The organism is Ruminococcus sp., from assembly GCF_019417665.1.
In the GTDB taxonomy this organism is placed as follows: domain Bacteria; phylum Bacillota; class Clostridia; order Oscillospirales; family Ruminococcaceae; genus Ruminococcus_C.
The window spans coordinates 110,982-129,928 of record NZ_DXUU01000002.1 but is presented as its reverse complement, the minus strand read 5'-3'; the positions used below and the strand labels follow the sequence as shown (position 1 = coordinate 129,928).

19 protein-coding genes are annotated in these 18,947 nt (G+C 48.3%); 5 read left to right on the top strand and 14 right to left on the bottom strand.

The features are described from left to right. On the top strand, window positions 1–500 hold a 500-nt coding region (locus QZ375_RS01255; protein WP_295214164.1), incomplete at its 5' end, for a LytTR family DNA-binding domain-containing protein. 15 nt (window positions 501–515) lie between these two features. Then, window positions 516–959 (top strand): DUF3021 domain-containing protein, encoded by a 444-nt coding sequence (locus tag QZ375_RS01250; RefSeq protein ID WP_295214163.1) that lies wholly within the window; start codon window positions 516–518, stop codon window positions 957–959. Between the two features lie 59 nt (window positions 960–1,018). Here the strand turns inward: QZ375_RS01250 and QZ375_RS01245 are convergent, their stop codons facing one another. The 8 genes from QZ375_RS01245 to QZ375_RS01210 form a co-directional block, all read right to left on the bottom strand. Then, the gene (locus QZ375_RS01245; RefSeq protein WP_295214162.1) at window positions 1,019–1,798 is read right to left on the bottom strand and encodes a hypothetical protein; all 780 of its coding nucleotides are present in this window, start codon (window positions 1,796–1,798) and stop codon (window positions 1,019–1,021) included. A gap of 164 nt (window positions 1,799–1,962) precedes the next feature. Next, complete coding sequence (locus QZ375_RS01240) at window positions 1,963–3,297, bottom strand: radical SAM protein (RefSeq protein WP_295214161.1); 1,335 nt, start codon at window positions 3,295–3,297, stop codon at window positions 1,963–1,965. 259 nt (window positions 3,298–3,556) lie between these two features. After that, entirely contained in the window at window positions 3,557–4,819 is a 1,263-nt protein-coding gene (locus QZ375_RS01235; RefSeq protein WP_295214160.1) for a glutamate-5-semialdehyde dehydrogenase, read from the bottom strand. 131 nt (window positions 4,820–4,950) lie between these two features. Further along, window positions 4,951–5,616 (bottom strand): epoxyqueuosine reductase, encoded by a 666-nt coding sequence (locus QZ375_RS01230; protein WP_295214159.1) that lies wholly within the window; start codon window positions 5,614–5,616, stop codon window positions 4,951–4,953. A gap of 46 nt (window positions 5,617–5,662) precedes the next feature. Further along, window positions 5,663–6,457, bottom strand: a complete 795-nt coding sequence (gene proB / locus QZ375_RS01225; protein WP_295214158.1) for a glutamate 5-kinase — start codon at window positions 6,455–6,457, stop codon at window positions 5,663–5,665. 138 nt (window positions 6,458–6,595) lie between these two features. Next, entirely contained in the window at window positions 6,596–7,540 is a 945-nt protein-coding gene (locus tag QZ375_RS01220) for a D-2-hydroxyacid dehydrogenase (protein ID WP_295214157.1), read from the bottom strand. Next, window positions 7,537–7,836, bottom strand: coding sequence for a hypothetical protein (locus QZ375_RS01215; RefSeq protein ID WP_295214156.1), 300 nt, complete (start codon window positions 7,834–7,836; stop codon window positions 7,537–7,539). The genes QZ375_RS01220 and QZ375_RS01215 overlap by 4 nt, the downstream gene beginning before the upstream one ends. Before the next feature lie 354 nt (window positions 7,837–8,190). Continuing rightward, window positions 8,191–9,810, bottom strand: coding sequence for a dockerin type I repeat-containing protein (locus tag QZ375_RS01210; RefSeq protein WP_295214155.1), 1,620 nt, complete (start codon window positions 9,808–9,810; stop codon window positions 8,191–8,193). Window positions 9,811–10,119: 309 nt separating this feature from the next. Between QZ375_RS01210 and rpsF the strand changes: the two genes are divergently transcribed. From rpsF to rpsR, 3 genes are read left to right on the top strand one after another with little or no spacing between them, the layout of a single operon-like run. Further along, window positions 10,120–10,410: a 30S ribosomal protein S6 gene (gene rpsF / locus QZ375_RS01205; protein WP_295214154.1), complete on the top strand. Its 291-nt coding sequence runs from the start codon at window positions 10,120–10,122 to the stop codon at window positions 10,408–10,410. 27 nt (window positions 10,411–10,437) lie between these two features. Continuing rightward, window positions 10,438–10,953, top strand: a complete 516-nt coding sequence (locus QZ375_RS01200; RefSeq protein ID WP_295214153.1) for a single-stranded DNA-binding protein — start codon at window positions 10,438–10,440, stop codon at window positions 10,951–10,953. 53 nt (window positions 10,954–11,006) lie between these two features. Further along, a complete protein-coding gene (gene rpsR / locus QZ375_RS01195) occupies window positions 11,007–11,249 on the top strand; it encodes a 30S ribosomal protein S18 (protein WP_295214152.1) in 243 nt (80 codons plus the stop codon). A 69-nt stretch (window positions 11,250–11,318) separates the two neighbouring features. Here rpsR and QZ375_RS01190 read toward each other — a convergent pair whose 3' ends face one another. The 6 genes from QZ375_RS01190 to QZ375_RS01165 form a co-directional block, all read right to left on the bottom strand. Beyond that, on the bottom strand, window positions 11,319–12,350 hold the full coding sequence (locus QZ375_RS01190; protein ID WP_295214151.1) for a hypothetical protein: 1,032 nt from the start codon (window positions 12,348–12,350) through the stop codon (window positions 11,319–11,321). A 21-nt stretch (window positions 12,351–12,371) separates the two neighbouring features. Continuing rightward, window positions 12,372–13,289, bottom strand: coding sequence for a trypsin-like serine protease (locus QZ375_RS01185; protein ID WP_295214150.1), 918 nt, complete (start codon window positions 13,287–13,289; stop codon window positions 12,372–12,374). Window positions 13,290–13,307: 18 nt separating this feature from the next. Next, window positions 13,308–13,607 carry a dockerin type I repeat-containing protein gene (locus QZ375_RS01180; protein WP_295214149.1) on the bottom strand — a complete coding sequence of 100 codons (300 nt, stop codon included), beginning with the start codon at window positions 13,605–13,607 and terminating at the stop codon, window positions 13,308–13,310. Window positions 13,608–13,843: 236 nt separating this feature from the next. Next, window positions 13,844–14,836 (bottom strand): hypothetical protein, encoded by a 993-nt coding sequence (locus tag QZ375_RS01175; protein WP_295214148.1) that lies wholly within the window; start codon window positions 14,834–14,836, stop codon window positions 13,844–13,846. Window positions 14,837–15,201: 365 nt separating this feature from the next. Beyond that, window positions 15,202–16,482 carry an AI-2E family transporter gene (locus QZ375_RS01170; RefSeq protein ID WP_295214147.1) on the bottom strand — a complete coding sequence of 427 codons (1,281 nt, stop codon included), beginning with the start codon at window positions 16,480–16,482 and terminating at the stop codon, window positions 15,202–15,204. Window positions 16,483–16,523: 41 nt separating this feature from the next. After that, on the bottom strand, window positions 16,524–18,917 hold the full coding sequence (locus tag QZ375_RS01165; protein ID WP_295214146.1) for a homocysteine S-methyltransferase family protein: 2,394 nt from the start codon (window positions 18,915–18,917) through the stop codon (window positions 16,524–16,526). Window positions 18,918–18,947: the final 30 nt, after the last annotated feature.

Genomic DNA, 18,947 nt, shown 5'->3' with positions numbered 1-18,947 from the left:
AAGCCTTTCACTTGAAATACTTTGAAAGGAGTGTCGAGATTGTCTACTCGACTGACAATATGGAAATCAAAATCCAACTGGACAGCCGATATCCAGATCCGGAGGTGCATATTCTGACTGCGGCTGTCACAGAAGAGGTACAGCAGCTGCTCCGGCGGCTCTCAGAGGAAGTGCCCCACACCATTGTCTGTTATGACGAGGACAGCGCCGTGCTGGTGGAACAGGAACAGCTGATCCGAGTGTACAGCGCCAATCAAAAAGTCTACGCAAAGACGGAATTGGGAGAGTTTACCCTGCGGCGGAGAATGTACGAAATGGAAATGCTGCTGGATCCTGGGAGATTTGTACGCATTTCCAACTCGGAGATCGTCAACCTGCGCTATGTCCGGCGGCTGGATCTGAGTATCACCGGCACCATCGGGATGCAGCTGAAAAACGGCGAAACCGCCTATGTTTCCCGTCGATATCTCTCTCGAATCAAAACAATTTTACACATTTAGAAAGGTGGTAATGCTATGAAAAAACAACTTATCATCCGTAGCTTGATCGGTTTTCCCGTGGGCGTATGCATCTGCAATATGATTTTATTGGTGATCTCTTTCTGTCTGGGCACTTACTATGTCTGTGCGCCGGATTGCGCCCAGCTTTTCGGCTCTGAAATCGCCGGTGCAACAGCACAGTTTCTGCTTTCCGGCGTGGTGGGCACAGTCTTTGCTGCTGCTTCGGTCATCTGGGAAATAGAGTCCTGGAGTCTGCTTCGGGCAACTGTAACACATTTTTTCGTGACTGCGATTGTGTTCCTGCCGGTATCCGTGCTTTTGGGATGGACATCGCTGGATCTAAAAGGACAGATCTCTTATTTTTTCATCTTCGTTTTCATTTACATCTGTATCTGGATCAGCCAATATTTTGCGTATAAAAAGAAAATCCAAAAAATCAATCAGGCTCTGAAAAAATAAAAAGGCAGCACCGCACAGAAATTTGTGAGGTGCTGCTTTTTTGGTAAGATATGATGTGCCTATCGTTGCCCCATCATCCTTTGATACTTCTGCATTTTCCCCATGCAGCAGCAGACCACGATCCACCGTATCCAGGGCAGGAACAGCAATACTTGCAGAAAAATCCGCAGCGGTTTTTTCCAGCCGAAACATACGGCACAGGCAATGAGATACCGGTTGCTGTAAAATACACCTGTGATATATGGGATCAGCACAGCGCCAAAGATCGGCAGCATGGGCAGCAGTAATTCGACGGAAGTGATTGCGATAAACACTACCCCGATAATCAGCACCGGCGGAAAGAACAGCGTGCAAAACAGAAACGCCAAAAGATACATTCCCACTAAACTAAGTGCCACTACTAGATTTATCACGCCTATCACCAGCATCAACAGAAAGAATGGCAGGGAGATCCACGTCACCGTCAGATACCGCTTCGCTGCCAGAGCCGGAGATTCCTGGGGCGAAACGATCTTTGTGCCAGCGGCAGTCCGTACCAGCGTATAGATCCACGTCAGCACGCAGATCACAGCGGCGATCACGATGATCCAATCCGGGATTCCTTGGGTCAGGAGCAGTTCCTGCCAGTCCCCTGTTTCCATCAATTCATCCATGGATGGTGTTCCCAACAGATCCGTAATGCAATTGGAACAGGCATTCGATGCCACAGGTGTTGCTGCACCCAGCAGACAGAACAGGTTCAGCAGTACCTGCCCCTTGGTTTTCTCCAGATGCAGTTTTCCGCAAATATCCAACACGATCAAGATGATACAAACAATTGCACAGATGATACTGAGCATAAAATCACCTCCGATTTTTCTGAAATTGCTGCATTAGACAGGGGCTTAGAGCCTGTTTAGCAACTTTTCTGCGTAGATTTTTGAGTGAACTTTCGTTGATTTCAAGGCAAGAAGTTTCAACGCAGAAAGCAACAAAATTCACCAAAAAGATACTAAGCAGGGTCTTAATGATAGGACCACTTTTCCGCAATCCGTCCGATTCGTTCATAAGTGATGCGCTGACAGAACTTTTCCGTAAGCCATCCGTATTTCCGATAAACAAGATTAAACAGAAAATAGGGAATGCGCTGTTTTCTGGATTTTGGACAGCGGCTCAGAATATTTTTGAGAGAATAGACCTGTCGGTACACATCCAGATACCCCTCATATAGTTCTTCTTTTGTCATATTTGCTGGTTCAAATACCACATGGGCTGTATTATAATGGGATAGATCTGGATCTATGATCCGATGGTCATTCTGAAAGCGGGCATAGACTTCTGTTCCGGGATACGGCGTTAAAATATGTGAGGTAACAGTTTCGATCTTGTGCCGGACAATCCAGTCTATGGTTTGCGGAAAAGTGGAAACATCATCTTCATCCAGACCAAACACAAAGCTGGCGTTGATCATAATTCCCCTATCATGCAATGCTTCTACAAGCCGCTCATATTTTTCGATCTGATTCTGACCTTTATGTACCTTTGCTAGTGCTTTTTCATTGAGACTTTCGAAACCGATAAATAGACTCTGACAGCCCGATTCTGCCATTTCATCCAGAAGTTCCGGCATATCTACAATATTAGCAGAAACCGCTGCATTCCACTTCAGCTGCATAGGCTTAATCGCACGGACAAATTCCTGCGTCCAGCTGGGATTTCCGATGAAGTTGTCGTCGATGAACATCACATGCTTTTTTCCAATACGACGAATATCTCCCAACACATCTGCAATGGGGCGGTTGACATAGAAATTTTTATAGCTGCCGCAGCTGTTATAGCAAAAATCACACTGAAATGGACAGCCTCGACTGGTGCTGATGACATTGCAATACAGATACTGCCTTTTGTCAATCAGATGATAAGCCGGGGAAACAATGTCCTTTCCTTGTATGGGTTCATGACAGCAATAAACCTTTTGCAGTGTTCCTGCCTGCATATCCCGGATAATTTCCGGCCAGGTCTTTTCGGCAAGACCAATGCTGATGGCGTCAAAGGTGTCTGTCTGCGGACACGCCGTAATATGAATCCCGCCCGCCACAACCGGAATACCCCTTTTCTGAAATTCCTTTGCAATGTCAATGGCACGGGGCATAACATCCACTGTCACCGTAATCCCCACCAGATCCACTGGCTTGTCATAGTCAATGTCCTCAATGTTCTCGTTGGTGAGGATCACAGTATGATCCGGTTCCAGTAGATTGGCAATGGTCAAAAGCCCCAAGGATGGCGCCATCCGTGCTTTCAGACTGGTGTCCATGGGACGCCGTTCCATTTTGGGCTGAATGAGGTGTACAATCATTGATATATAAAATCCTTTCTTACGTTTCCACCCATTTGTTTTCCTGAAGCATGCCCAGACCAATACTCCCTCACTGGTCTGGGCATAATTTTTCCTTTAGAGCCTATTCAGTATCTTTTTATGTGCGGATTTTCGAGCATAATTTTGTCGTTTACAAGGAAAAAATCCGCAGGCATACTGACGTATGGCAAGGATTTTCGACGCAGTTAACGGCAAAATTTGCCGAAAAGACGTGCGAAAAAAGATGCTGAACAGGCTCTTATTCCCGAATCTGTCCGTTACCGCTGACCAGATATTTCACCGTAGTCAGCTCATGCAGCCCCATAGGGCCTCTTGCGTGAAGCTTCTGGGTGGAGATGCCAATCTCTGCACCATAGCCAAACTCGCCGCCGTCAGTGAACCGGGTAGACGCATTCACATAGACCACCGCCGCATCCACGGTACGCTGGAACTTCTGGGCAGCGTCCAGATCCCTGGTAATGATGCACTCAGAATGCTTTGTGCTGTACTTTGCAATATGCGCCATGGCTTCATCCATGCTGTCCACAACCTTGACCGTAATTTTATAGTCGTTGAACTCCGTGTCGTACAGTTCTTCCGTTGCCGGTTCGATATCTGCGCCAAGAATTTCCCGGGTGGCTTCATCGCCGTAAATGGTCACATCATGGGCTGCAAATGCCGCCTGAACACGAGGCAGGATCTCCCCTGCCACATCCTTGTGGACAACCAGTCCCTCAATGGCATTGCACACAGACGGGCGCTGTGTTTTGGCATTGTCAATAATACGCACTGCCATGTCATAGTCCGCCTCACCATGGAGACATTTGTCCACATACACATGACAATTCCCGGCGCCTGTCTCAATAACCGGCACAGTGGACTGGCGCAGCACTGCCTGAATCAAACCAGCACCGCCACGGGGAATGAGCACATCCAAATAGCCCGTCAGGTGCATCATATCTGCGGCAGTTTCCCGGGAAGTATCCTCTACCAGCTGGATAATATCCCCCGGCAGCCCCACAGTTTCCACCGCCTGCCGCATAATATTGGCAAGGGCTGTGTTGGAGTGGATTGCCTCCTTGCCGCCACGGAGAATCACCACATTCCCGGCTTTCAGGCAGAGGGTCGCCGCATCCACGGTAACATTGGGACGGGATTCGAAAATAATACCGATGACGCCCAGAGGCACACGTGTTTTCAGAATCTGCAAGCCGTTGGGACGGACAGAACCGCTGTCTACGGAACCAATGGGGTCCTCTGCGGCAATGAGCTGACGGGCAGCGTCTGCCATGCCGGAGATCCGTGCCGTTGTCAGGCGGAGACGATCCTGCAAGGATGCTGTCATATTGTTCGCCTGTGCGGCTGCTAAGTCTTTTGCATTTGCTTCCAGTATCTCGTCCTGCCGGGCAAGCAGTGCGTCTGCAATGGCGGCAAGCGCCTGGTTTTTCACCTGAGGTGCGGCGGTGGCAATGGCAGATTCCACTGCCTTGGCACGGATGCCCAGGGTTTCTGCGTAGTTCATAAGTAATTCTCCTTTCAGTTGCATAACAGCATTGTAGGGGCGGCTATCAGCCGCCCGCAGACACACTGTGACGGAAAATACGAGCGGATGATATCCGCCCCTACATGGTTTGTCTATGTCATACAGCAATATCACTGCTGCTTCGTTCCAAAGGGACAAACTACCAGACACAAACCACAGGAATTCATTCTCCCATGGGTTTCAATATACTGGCTCCGTTTTTGGTTGCACGCTTCATAGTCAATAATATCGCTTCGCCATGTTTCAATGTCCCATGAAACATTATGCAGAGCTTTACAAGGACAGATATCCACGCATTTCCGGCAAGAATCCGGACATTTGCTTTTAGTGACAGATGTCCCATAAGGCATCACTGCATCAATGAAAACCGCCGACAACCGTACTCTCGGACCGTACTGTTCTGTAATTACCACGTCGTTTTTGCCGATCCATCCAAGCCCGGCATTGACTGCGGCGAATTTAAAGGAAAACAGAGCTTCCAGTTCCGCTTCACTTTTCCGCCCCACCGGCGGAATCTCATAGGCCGTTCCGCTGGCTCTCAAAATTCGTTCCAACTGCTCCAGAATTTCTTCCAGTACTGCACGGGCATCCTGAATACCTTGTTCAAAATCTGGTTCTTTATAATTTAATAGAGTCAACTGTTTACTGTAAGGTACAGCGAATACCAGCACAGAGGGATATTTTTGCCCAAATTCACAATAGGCTGTTCCGGCATAGCCATACAGCACCTGGGGATATACAGCAAACAGTTTTGAAATTTCCTGTTCAAGTGTCATAACACATCTCCTGTCTCCATTATTTTAAACTCCATTTTCCTCCAATTCAAACTTCCTGCGCCAGAAAATGCGTTCCCACCGGTTCTCCGTCAAACAGCCCATACAGCTGCTCCGGGTCTCTGCCGTTCATAATGACCATGTCCACGCCGTTTTCTGTGGCGATCTTTGCCGCATTGATCTTGGTGGTCATGCCGCCGGTGCCAAAGGATGTCCCTGCACCGCCTGCCATCTGGACAATGCGCTCGTCGATTTTTTCCACCACACGAATAACCTCTGCATCCTCATACTTCCGGGGGTCAGCAGAGTACAATCCATTGATATCCGACAAAATCACCAGCAGATCTGCATCCACTGCCACTGCCAGCTGTGCAGCAAGGGAATCGTTCTCCCCGATCTCCAGTTCCAGCTCATCAATAGAAACCGTGTCATTCTCATTGACAATGGGGATCACGCCCAGTTCCAACAGCCGGTGAATGGTATTCTGTACATGGGGCAAACGGCCGTTGGTGAGTGTGGTCTTTGTCAGCAGGATCTGCGCCACCGTCACGCCGTATTTGGCAAACATATCGTCATAGATGTGCATCAGTTCACATTGTCCCACTGCCGCAGCCGCCTGCTTAGAAGGCGTGTCCTTGGGGCGTTCCGGCAGGTTCAGCTTTCCCACGCCCATGCCCACAGCGCCGGAGGAGACAATGAGCAGTTCTCTCCCGGCATTGTGCAGATCTGACAGGATCCGTACCAGATTGGTCATGCGGCGGATGTTCAGCTTTCCGGTCTTATGCGTCAGCGTGGATGTACCCAATTTGAGTACGATCCGCTTTTTCTTGGAAACATCGATCATTTTTCTACTTCTCCTATTTACTAATAAGGGATGGTATCACCTGTGGCAATGAATGAAATATAAAGTTTTCTCTTGATTTTAAAATCTGTGAGCGCAGCGAACACTGCCATTCCTTATTCCTAACTCCTCATTCCTAATTCAACAAATCACATTCTGCGGCGTACCTGCCAGATACAGACGCAGATTGTCCTCCACAATGGACAGCAACCGCTGCCTTGTCTCCAGAGGCGTCCAGGCAACATGAGGTGTGATTGTACAATTCTCCAGCCCATACAAAGGCGTATCCCCCATGGGTTCTTCCGTCAGCACATCCAGTGCCGCCCCGGCAATCACGCCATTTTGCAGCGCCCACGCCAGATCTGCCTCGTCAATCAGTCCGCCCCGTGCTGTGTTGACCAACAACGCATTGGGCTTCATGGTCTCCAGCCGTCTGCAATTCACCATATGAGCAGTCTGTTCCGTCAGAGACGTGTGCAGCGTCAGCACATCCGCCTGGGCAAAGGCTTCGTCTATTGAAACCAGATCATAAGGGCAATCCTGAGGCGTCGTCCGGGTTGCGGCAATCACATACATACCAAAGGCCGCACCAATGGCAGCGACTTTCCGCCCGATACTGCCAAGGCCTACGACTGCCAGAGTTTTCCCGGCAAGCTCCTCCATGGGGTAGGGCATCACAGAAAAGGTCTTTGCCCGTTTCCATGCACCGTCCCGGACAGCTGTGTCATACGCTGCCACACGGCTGTAATGATGCAGTATCAGAGCAAAGGTATGCTGCGCCACAGCATCCGTGGAATACACACCGGCATTGCAGACAGTAACACCGTGCGCCTTTGCCGCTGCAATGGCAATGTTGTTATACCCCGTAGCACACTCGCCGATATATCGCAGTTTCGGGCATTCGTCGAAAGTTTCCGCCGGGACTGCGGTCTTGTTGCAGAGCAGCACTTCGGCATCTGCCAGACGTTCTGCAAGCTGTTCCGGTGCGGTCAGGTCATAGGCACAGACTTCTCCGTATCTGGAAAATCGCTCCAGTGAAACACCGCCGCCGGAAAGCGTTGCCCCGTCTGTAATCACGATCTTCATGCAGCTTCTCCGTCACTGTCCTGCTGTTTTTCCAGCTTCTTTGTCTTAACACGGTCAATAATGGAAAGTACCACAGCACCCAGGAGCAGTATCACTTCAAATAAGCCCACGGTATGGAACCAGGTCTTATTCGAGACATCGCCCACATAGATCAACAGAGATGCCAGAATGGCAATTGCCAGGATCAGCTGATACGGCCGCCGCAGACGAATGAACTGTGCCAGAAAAAATACACCTGCAACAATACAGAAAATCAGGTGGTAGGTAAATGAAATCGGAAATGTACTTGCGTCCATAATAAAATACTCCCTTTCTTTCATCCGGTATACCGCTGTCCGGATGATATACGTTTTTATTATACCATATTCTTCAGGGCTTTGCAATGGTTTTGTCAGAGAAAATCACGCTTTCGTTGAGAACAAAACAAAAACATTCCCCGAAGCTTTAGGCAACACCGCACAAAGAGCGCCTGACGGCTTTGCACGTCATATGCTTGCATCTTTTCCGTCATATTTCACAAAAATGCTCGTGAATACACAAAGTATTCACTGCGCTTTTTGTTTCATCTGACGAAAAATCTGACTGCGCATCTGACGCACAATCTTTGTGCGGTATTGCCTTTACTTTCGGAGAATGTTCTTTTCAATAACTTAGAATCGACCTTGTTCGTCTTTGATTTTGCTCCACATATATCGCAGCATCCAGCCGTCGAAATCGGTGATCTTCATAGCGGAACCTGCCATCATCAGGGAGTTCTCACCGCCTGGGAATCCTCCCGGCGGGAAACCATCAAATTCGCCTTCGCCGCCGTAGAAATCCGTCATACCGAAACCGTGTCCGATCTCGTGCTCCAGAACGTGAATGCCTGTACCGTCCAGCATATTCAGATAGGCGTCGTCAGAGAGCCGTTGTCCCCAGTCGCCGCCGCAGCCGCCGATGGCAGGGAATCCCTGTGTTGCCCATAGATACATGTCAAAGCGTGCGTCCAGACCGCCGGGATATTCATAGGAACTGTCCGCAAAATGATCGAAGTGGGACAGCTCGCTGGGCGCACTGGGCAGCTTGTCCGGAATTGTTTCCACGCCGTTTGAGGTGTCATAGGTGCTGTCATATGGCTCAATGAGATCGTCATATACCACCTCATTCGGCTGCAGATCCAGCATCACCGACTTGTCCAGTACTGCCCAGCCCACAACATTGACCTCGATATGGTCATACTCCCAGCCATCCCATCCGGAGAGCCAGCTTGCCCAGCCATTAATGCAGTCACTTACCAATTGTTCAAATTGCTGCCGTTGTTCCAGAGTGACAGTTTTATAGGACTGCCAGCGCACCACGTAATTAATAGTGCCCTTTCCGGCAACGATCTGGTCGAAAATTGTATTTCTGCGTTCAGTGGATTTTTCCGCTGAAATGCGGTTATCCCAGATCCAGTCCGCCGCATACTGATATTCTGATGGAAAATCTGCCATGGTCAGTTCCGGTGCTGTCGTTGCAGCAGTAACACTGGTGGTTTCTGTAACAGTGGATTCTGCTGTCAATATGGTATCTATTGTTGTCGTTGTTTCTACAGGTGTGGTTTCAGTGACGATCGGTTCCGATGGTGCAGGGATCAGGCTGCATTGGGGGATCTGCGGATCCGGGAAAGCGAGCGATTCACCCAGGAGATACCGCTGTAATAGGGAAACGTCTGAGTTGGCGAGTACACCATCTTCGTTCAGATCGCCGACGGCAGTCTGGACAAAATCGGCATTTCCGGTTACAAGCTGACGCATCATTGTCAGATCCATGCCATCCAGTACGCCGTCCTGATTCATATCGCCGGCGTGGAGATTGGTGACAGCTTCCGGGGTGATTTTTGCATAGACTAGATTTTCCACACCGCTGCGGAATCCGCTGAGTATACCGTCTGCGGAAAGCTCAAATGTACCGGGCGTTGTGGAAAGGTATAGATTTCCGCTTCCGTCCTCTGCCAGATAATACTGCCCCTCAGAAAGGGCGGACTTGATGGTGATACCGAAGTCAGTTTCGGTAAAGTACCAGGTATTATAAGCCGCAGCACCGTCCGCTTCAAAAAATCCTACATAGACGCCCTCAGCTTCTGTGCCGCCGGGAACGCTCAGATATTTTCCCTCCGTATTCCGCAGAACATACCCTGTCCAGGTGTTGTATTCCACCGAGGATGCCGCAAGGGCGGGAAGAGACGTGACAGTCAGAGCCGCCGCCGTCAGAATGGCTGCACTCCGGCAGATGTTTTGCTGATGTTTCATTACATCCTCCGTTTCTTTGTTTGAAATGAGAAATGGTGGAATTTAGCATAAACTTATTGCTACAGGCGATACCATTATTCCCAATTCCTCATTTGAGAAAATTTTCATACTGCTGATATTCCAATTATGCCACAAAGTTTGTACAATGTCAATAGTTTCTTTGAAAAATGATAAAAACAATTGTGATAGAAAAAACGGAAAAATCCCGAAAAAAGCCCTTGACTTTTTGATGGGCATCTGATATAATAGATATGTTATCCTTGCTCGTGTTATGTGCACGGGCGGAATCCAGAAGGAGGTGTATTGAGTATGGCAAAGAAACAGGAATCCTACGAGCTGATGACGGTTTTCAGTCTGAAGAACGGGGAAGATGCGGCAAAGGCACTGGTTGAAAAGTTCCGTGAAAAGATCGCATCTGCTGCCACACTGGATGAAGTAAACGAGTGGGGCAAGCGCAAGCTGGCATATCCGATTAACGATGAGCCGGACGGGTACTACGTACTGTATACCTTTACGTCCACTCCGGATGTTCCGGCAGAAGTAGAGCGTGTTCTGAACATTACAGACGGCGTTCTGCGTTCTTTGGTGACTGTAAAGTAATTGTTTAAAGATCAGAAAGGAACCGATATGCTGAACAAAGTGATTTTGATGGGTCGTCTGTGTGCAGATCCGGATTTTCGTCAGACAACAAATGGGACACCGGTTTGCCGCATCCGTGTGGCAGTTGACCGCCGGTTTTCTAATAGACAGACGGGCGAACGTGAGACGGATTTTATCAATGTGACCTGCTGGCGGCAGTCGGCTGAGTTTGTCAGCCGTTATTTTCACAAGGGCAGTATGGTCATTGTGGAAGGCAGCCTGAGAAACAACGATTACACAGATCAGAATGGCGTCAAGCACTATAGCATGGAAGTACAAGCTGACAACGTCTCTTTTGGTGAATCCAAGCGTGCTGCACAGGAAGGCGGCGGCTATCAGGGCGCATATCAACAGCCGTCTTATGTACAAGCGGCTCCGGCAGCCCCGGCACAGCCAGCAGCCCCTGCACCAGCTCCGGCGGCAGCACAGGCACCCGGCGCATTGCAGCTGGGAGATCTGGGCGATTTCGAAGAGATCCTCAGCGATGGCGAAGTACCGTTCTGATCTGACAAACAGCGAAAATGAATACCGCATTGCAGATAGGAGGATATATCAGCATGGAGAGAGAAAGATCTCAGCGCGGCGGAAAGAGACCGCGGAAAAAGGTTTGCATGTTCTGCGTGGATCGTGTAGAGCGCATTGATTATAAGGATGTTGCAAGACTGAAGAAGTGCATGACTGAGCGTGCAAAGATTCTGCCTCGCAGAGTTACCGGCACTTGTGCATTCCATCAGCGTGAACTGACAACAGCGATCAAGCGTGCAAGACACATTGCACTGCTGCCGTATGTCAGCGACTAATTGAGAAAAAACGAAGCGCTTCGGGCAATTGTCCGAAGCGCTTTTTGCTTGTGTCATTGAAAATAGGAATCAATCCCAACTGGGAGTTCCGCCCACGGACTCTGCCGCATAATATCGCAGGATCAGGTAAGCGTCGTCTGCATCCACAACACCGTCGCCGTTGACATCCGCAGCAGCAAAGGCAGCGGCTTCTTTTGTCTCGTCGCTGTTATCCGTGAAAGCAGCGTCTGCATTTACGGAAGTTTTGGCGTAATAGCAGAGGGTCTGGTAGGCGTCGTCTGGGGTGACTTTTGTGTCGTTGTCGGGGTCGCCCTTTGTCTGTGCGGTGTAGGTAACAATAGTTTCGTAGGAGTTTGGCGGTTGAATGGCGTTGATCATGTATGGTTCAAACCAAACGCCATATGCACCTGAAACCTGTGTCAGACTTTCTTTCATAAGGTCATACTCGGCAGACCAGATTTCATCATTTGTGGTTGCTGATGTGGTGACACTGTCAAAATTTGCTTTAGAACCATCAATAGAGACTGTCCACGTATCATCTAACCAGGAGAAATCCTCTTCTGTGAGCGCTCTGTCTGCATAGAGTGTGAGAGTCCCGATAGGTGTAAGATAGCCTGCATTCCATTCGAAATATAAATTCTGAATAGATACCCCTGTTACAAGCCCAGAACGAAGCAGTTGAGCTGCCGCCGATTTTGCTTCTTCATATGTCCAGGACGGGGGAGCGCCTTGTTTATCTGTGTAGGAAAAGTTTGGATTTTCTTCTGCACTAACGACACAAAATGTGTTGTCGTCTATTGCTGAAATTGTAAATGCATTTTCAAAAGCAGCTGCAAATGCGTCTGCATCTGCACATGCGGCAATCACAACGCATTCGTTATTGTGCGTTTGGTAGCGCATGGAATTATAATCCGGCGTGTAGTAAAAACGATGCATGATATCTGCATTTGTAGTACGGGACTCCGCAACAATGGTGCCGTCTGCTTCTATAACGCTGGAGATACTGGCTTTTTCCTCAGCAGAAACAATGCCAAACGGAATACTGTTCAGTGCCATCCCTGTGCTGAGCAGAACTGCGAAAACCTTTCTTGTCTTTTTCATAAAAACCACCTCTTGTATAAATTAAATATAGCTATTATTCAGATAAAAGTGTAATAAATCAGTTGTCATTCGAACGCCATAAGTCCCCCAGTAACCTTCAACATTATTTTCAATTTTTGTTCCGGCGCCTGTAACAATACCTACAATAGTACGATATTCAGTATTTTGAAGAGTGGTAATTGCGTATGCAGGACCTCCGCTGTCACCAGCACTATTAATACATGTTGAGTAAAATCTAAGATCGGCTGCTTCTGGGTATAGCTGAATGTCATTTGTAATGTTGAATGTTTGCATACTTCCAGTGCTATAATACCGTTGTCCGTTTGCACCTTGATCTACATTGATATATCCAGGAAAGCCACTTGTTACTATTGCTGAATTATTTGAAAGAAAAGCATTTGTTGGTACACCTAATTCAAAAATCCCATATTGAGATAAATCTTCTTCTACATATATCAACGCATAATCATAACAAGAGCGAATTGGCTCATTATTACGATAGCTCCTAAACATAAGTGGTATATGCAAAGCTACAGCATCGCAAGTTAGTATAGGATTATTTTTATTTGAATTGCAGATGATAACATCAATGTTATCAATAAAACAGTTATTTACGTAATCGTATACACAATGAGCAGCAGTTGCGATGCAGTGGTCATCTACAATAAAGCCAGATCCACCACTACTTAAATAAACGACAGACTGATCAGTATCAGGTTTACGATTGTCGGGGAATATAGTTCTCGAATTTGAAGCATATTCAGACAATTGATTCAGAGTATAATTAGTAATAGATTTTGAAGTGCAATCGTAGCGTAAATAATGAACAGTTCTGTTCAATGCTGAAGATGGGAGTACACTGGCAAATGTGAGTGATGAGATTGTAAGAACTAGTGCAATAATAGTACTTACTACTTTAATAATGATTTTTTTGGTCATAATATCCTCCTTTTTGACTTATCCGTAGTAAGGGATTGAAGGAATTTGGTGAACTAGGAATAACAAAAGAATTTGACGATCAGCCCAATCAATTAAGTTATTACAGTTCAAATCTGCAATAGAGTAATCTGAAAGACTGTATTGACCAAGTAAAAATTGTGCTAATGCAACAGAGTCTGAAATATTAATAGAACCATCGCCATTAATATCTCCTAATGTGCCAGCTGCCGAAGCCGACGGAGCCGAAACAGCCCCGATCATCACGCCAGCCATCACTGTGGCAACACAGGCAGACAATATTCTTCGAATCTTTTTCATTGTTAATGTCCTCCTTTTTGAATTGTTTTAATTTTGTACGTATTCGTCATATAGCACTTCTGCACCCCTCCCTTCTGATTACTATATGACAACTTTATATTACAGTTTCATTATATCACTTTTGAATATAGATGTCAATATCAACAGTTGAAATTCAGCATCATTTACAAATTGGACAGGAAAACTTTGTACATAGGTTTGTCGAATTATGGCGGAAATTGTCTATTCCTTCGAAATCAATCCCAACTGGGCGTTCCGCCTACAGACTCTGCCGCATAATACCGCAAGATCAAGTAAGCATCGTCTGCATTCACAACACCATCACCGTTGACATCCGCAGCGGCAAAGGCAGCGGCTTCTTTTGTCTCGTCGCTGTTATCCGTAAAAGCGGCGTCTGCGTTTACGGAAGTTTTGGCGAAATAGCAGAGAGTCTGGTAGGCGTCGTCTGGGGTGACTTTGGTGTCGTTGTCGGGGTCGCCTTTTGTCTGTGCAGTGTAGGTGAGCACATCATAATATGTAGCGCCATTCCAAATGGCGTCCATTGTATACGGGTTCAAATAGACAGCATAAACAGAGGGCATAGTTTCCAGAATGGTTTTCATGAGGTTATATTGCGTTTCCCAAACGCCGTCATCTCCGGCGATAATATGTGCTTCTGTTCCATCTAATTCATAATCATCACTGTTCAGCCAATTGAAGTCGCTGTCAGTGAGTGCTTTGTCTGAATAAACAGTCATGGTGCCTACTGTAGGAATGTTGTTAGAACGATATTCGTGGTATGCATCTTGCAGTGTCATTTCTGTGACCAATCCGGAGCGAAGCAGGGGGATGGCTGCCGCCTTTGCATCCTCTTGTTCCCATTCGCTGTCATACAGTGAATCAGCATAGGAAAATCCATTGGGAGCATCTTTGCTGGTAACGCAAAGCCTGCCATCTTCTAATGCTTCAATGTAATAATCCTCCGAAAACGCAGCCTGAAACGCTTCTGCATCCGTACATGTTACAAGAAACACAGATGATGGGTCATAGTTCCGATAGGTGCGGTCGTTCTCATCCGGCGTGTAGCGATATTCTTTGTTTTTAATGCGTGTGAGAATTGTTCCGTCCGCTTCTATGGTGCTGGTGATATTGAGTGTTGTCTCCTCTGCGGAAACAATGCCAAACGGAATACTGTTCAGTGCCATCCCTGTACTGAGCAGAAGTGCGAAAACCTTTCTTGTCTTTTTCATAAAAGTCATCCTTTCTGAATTATTTTAATCTTGCACGTGTTCGTCATATAGCGTTTCAGTTTCCCCCTTTTTGTCCGCTATATGACAACTTTTTATTACAGTTTTATCATATTATTTTTAAACGAAGTTGTCAATACAAACAGTTGAAATTCAGCATGATTAACAAACTCGGCAGGAAAACTTTATATATAAAGCTTGTTAAACTATGGAAATATGTTCCTTGGAAAAAATCAGTGCCAGTCAGGAATTCTACCCACAGACTTTGCTGTAAGTTTATCTATTGGAGTTTAAGGGATTCGTGTTGATCAAAGGAGAACAAAAAAGACAAGAACACCGGTTCACCAGTTGTTCCTGTCTGCTGCTTTTTATTGCGGATCTGAAGGAGGATCGTTCTTTTTGACACGGTCACGTATGCGCTGCATCGTTTTGCGGATATGCCATTTTCGTTTTTCCGGTTTTTTTGCCTGATCATTGTTATGGTCAGATACAGTTTTTTCCCGGATCACCGTGTAGATGATGGACATCACTGGAACGCCAACGATCATGCCAATGACACCGAAGAGACCGCCGCCCACGGTAATGGCAAAGAGTACCCAGATCGCCGGCAGACCGATAGATGAGCCGACTACACGGGGATAGATCAGGTTGCTGTCCACTTGCTGAGCAATGATGACGATAATAACGAATGCAATGGCGTGCCATGGGTTTACCATAAGTAGGATCAGGGCACAGGGAATGGTGCCCATCCAGGGACCCACATAGGGGATCATATTGGTGATACCGATGATAACAGCGATCATCATAGGGTATTCCAGACCGCCGATGCTCATGACACAGAAGATCAGAACACCTAGAATGAATGCGTCTGCAATCTGACCGCTGATGAACTTGGAAAAGGTGGAAAAAGTGAGAGTTCCATAATGGGTCAGACGGTGGTAGTGTTTCTGGGGTAGGAAGTGATGCAGAATGCGTGTGCCCTGGCTGCGCAGCTTGTTCCGTCCGGCGAGGACGTAGACGGAGAAGATTAAGCCAATGAAAAAATCAATCACACCGCCGATAAGACTGCTCGCCCAAGTGCCGATAGTGCCCACAGCATCGGGAATATATGTGGTCAGGCTCATGAGTTTGGTGCGCAGGGTCACCGGATCGAAGCCGTTTTCATTGAGCAGGTTCAGGATCTGCTCGCCTCTGTCGCTGTTCAGAAATTTCATGACATTATTATAGTATACCATAATGTTGTCTGTGAAATCCTTGATACTAGTGATAAACTGGGGCACAATGATCCAGATGATGACAGCCAGTATCAGAAACAGTAGAAAATAGGCACAGAATACAGAAAGTGCGCTTGCCGGAAACTTGGGTGCTCGCTTTTGCAATTTAGAAAAGAGCTTTTCGATCTGACAGGTAGGACGATATAATAGAAAGGCAATGACCAGTCCGATGGTGATGGGACGGATGACATCAAAGACATATGCCACCATATTGGTGAACATTTCTCGTTTGATGAACAAAAATGCCACCAGCAGAAGCACCACGCCGCTGAAAATAATGGTGGCAGCCCATTGCTTGTTGACTAAATCCCATTTTCGGTTTTTCTTTTCTTCTTCGTTCAGTTCTGGCATGTCGTTGGTGGGTTCTGTTTCCATAATGCTCCTCCTTTTTCCCTTTTAATTATACATTCATGGTATCATCCGACGATCTGCTTTGCCACAGCCACAGTATCCATGGCATCCTTGGCGTAGAAGTCAGCACCGATCTTTTCCGCATAATCCGCCGTGAGCACTGCGCCGCCCACAACGATCTTACAGTCCGGGCAGGACTGCTTGACTAACTGAATGGTCTCCTCCATGGCACCCAATGTGGTGGTCATCAGCGCTGACAGTCCCACCAGCTTTACACCGTGTTCCTTTGCGGTATCTGCCACCAGCTGGCAGGGGACATCCCGTCCCAGATCCAGCACGGTGTATCCATAATTTTCCAGTAGCACCCGGACGATATTCTTTCCGATGTCGTGGATATCCCCCTTTACCGTAGCCAGAACGATCTCGCCCCGGCTCACAGGTGCGGCGTTGCGCTGGATCAGTGTGGTCTTGATGACCTCAAAAGCTGCCTGTGCCACGCCGGCAGTCTGGATGAGCTGGGGCAGGAAGATCTTTCCCTGTTCAAACAACTTTCCGGCTTCGTCCAGTGCCGGGATAAGCACGCTGTTCACCACGTCCATAGGATCGGTCGTCTCCAGCAGCTGCGCCGTAATTTTCGCCCCCTCGTTTTTCAGTCCGTGGGACATGGCATAGGGTAGATCCAGCGTTTCCGGTTTCGCTTCTGAAGAATATGTTTTCCCGGCGGAAACCGGAGCAGCAGGGGCAGCTGTGGGCATACCCGCATATGCCTCTACAAATTCCGTGCAGTTCCGGTCGATGCCGTCCAGCAGCCGATAGGCACGCACTGCCTCTGTCATAGAGGCAATGTTGGGGTTGATAATGGGCAGATCCAGCCCGTTTTCCAGTGCCATAGTCAGGAATGTCCGGGTGACAGCCTCTCGGTTTGGGAGACCGAAGGAAATGTTGGATACGCCCAGTACAGTTTTCAGTCCAAGTTCCTCTTTTATCCGGTGCAGCGCCTTTAAGGTCTCCCGTGCGCCGTCCTGTTCTGCGGATGCCGTCAGGGTCAGACAGTCAATGTAAATATCCCGTTTCGGAATGCCCAGCGCCGTGGCACGGTCGAGGATACGCTTTGCAATGGCGAACCGATCTTCTGCTTTCGGGGGAATGCCGTTTTCATCCAGGGTCAGTCCCACCACAGCAGCGCCGTACTTTTTCACCAGGGGCAGGACATTCTGTAGGGAAGCCTCCTCGCCGTTGACGGAATTCACAATGGGCTTGCCGTTGTACACACGGAGTGCCGCCTCCAGCACTGCCGGGATAGTGGAATCCAGCTGCAAGGGTGTGCCGCCGATGGACTGGAGTGCTTTTACCGTGCGGATCATCATGCCCTTTTCGTCAATGCCGGGCATACCCACGTTCACATCCAGCAGATCTGCGCCGGCATCTACTTGCTGCACTGCCTGATCCAGGATATAATCCATGTCATTTGCCTGCAATGCCGCTTTGAACCGTTTTTTCCCTGTAGGATTGATGCGCTCGCCGATGATTCGGGGCTGATCAATGATCACCACTTCCGAAGCGGAGCAAACTGCCGCCGGGATCTCCGGCGTTTCTCTCTTTATAATCGTTGTCTGCTCCAACAGGTCGTATGCCGCCTGAATGTGCGCCGGGGTCGTACCGCAGCAGCCGCCGTAAATGGTAACGCCCAGCTGCGCGAATTTTGCCACAGCAGCAGCGAATTCTTCCGGGGATACCAGATATTCCCCAGTGATAGGGTCAGGCAGTCCAGCATTGGGCTTCACGATCAGGGGCAGGGTCGTCCATTTTGCCATTTCTTCCACAATGGGGTACAGTTCATCCGGCCCCAGGGAACAGTTTACGCCGATGGCATCAGCCCCAAGTCCTTCCAGAGTCATTGCTGCCGAAGCCACAGTGCAGCCTGTAAAAGTACGCAGATTCGGTTCAAAGGTCATAGTGCAGAGCACGGGCTTGTCAGAATGCTCCTTTGCCGCCAGAAGCGCCGCCTTTGTCTCGTACAGATCGGTCATGGTTTCGATGACGATCAGGTCGGCATCCTGTCCGGCTTCGATCTCCTCTCGGAAAATATCATATGCTTCTTCAAACGTCAGCGTACCCAGAGGCTCCAGCAGTTGTCCGATGGGGCCGATATCCAGTGCGACCTTTGCAGATGTGCCTTCACAGGCCTTTCTGGCGCAGGCAATGCCGCCGGCAATGAGTTCCTGGACGGAATAACCGGATTTCGCCATTTTGCGGCGATTTGCGCCGAAGGTGTTGGCGTAGGCCACATCGGCACCGGCATCCAGAAAGGCACGGTGGACGGCAATGATACGCTCTGGCTCTGTGATATTGTACACCTCAGGCAGTGCGCCTACGGGCATACCGCCTTTTTGGAGCATAGAGCCGGTACCGCCGTCTAAGCGGATGAATTTTCGGTTGGGGAATAGGGAAGAGAGCATAAGGGATTGTCCTTTCTTGTTTTTACAAAT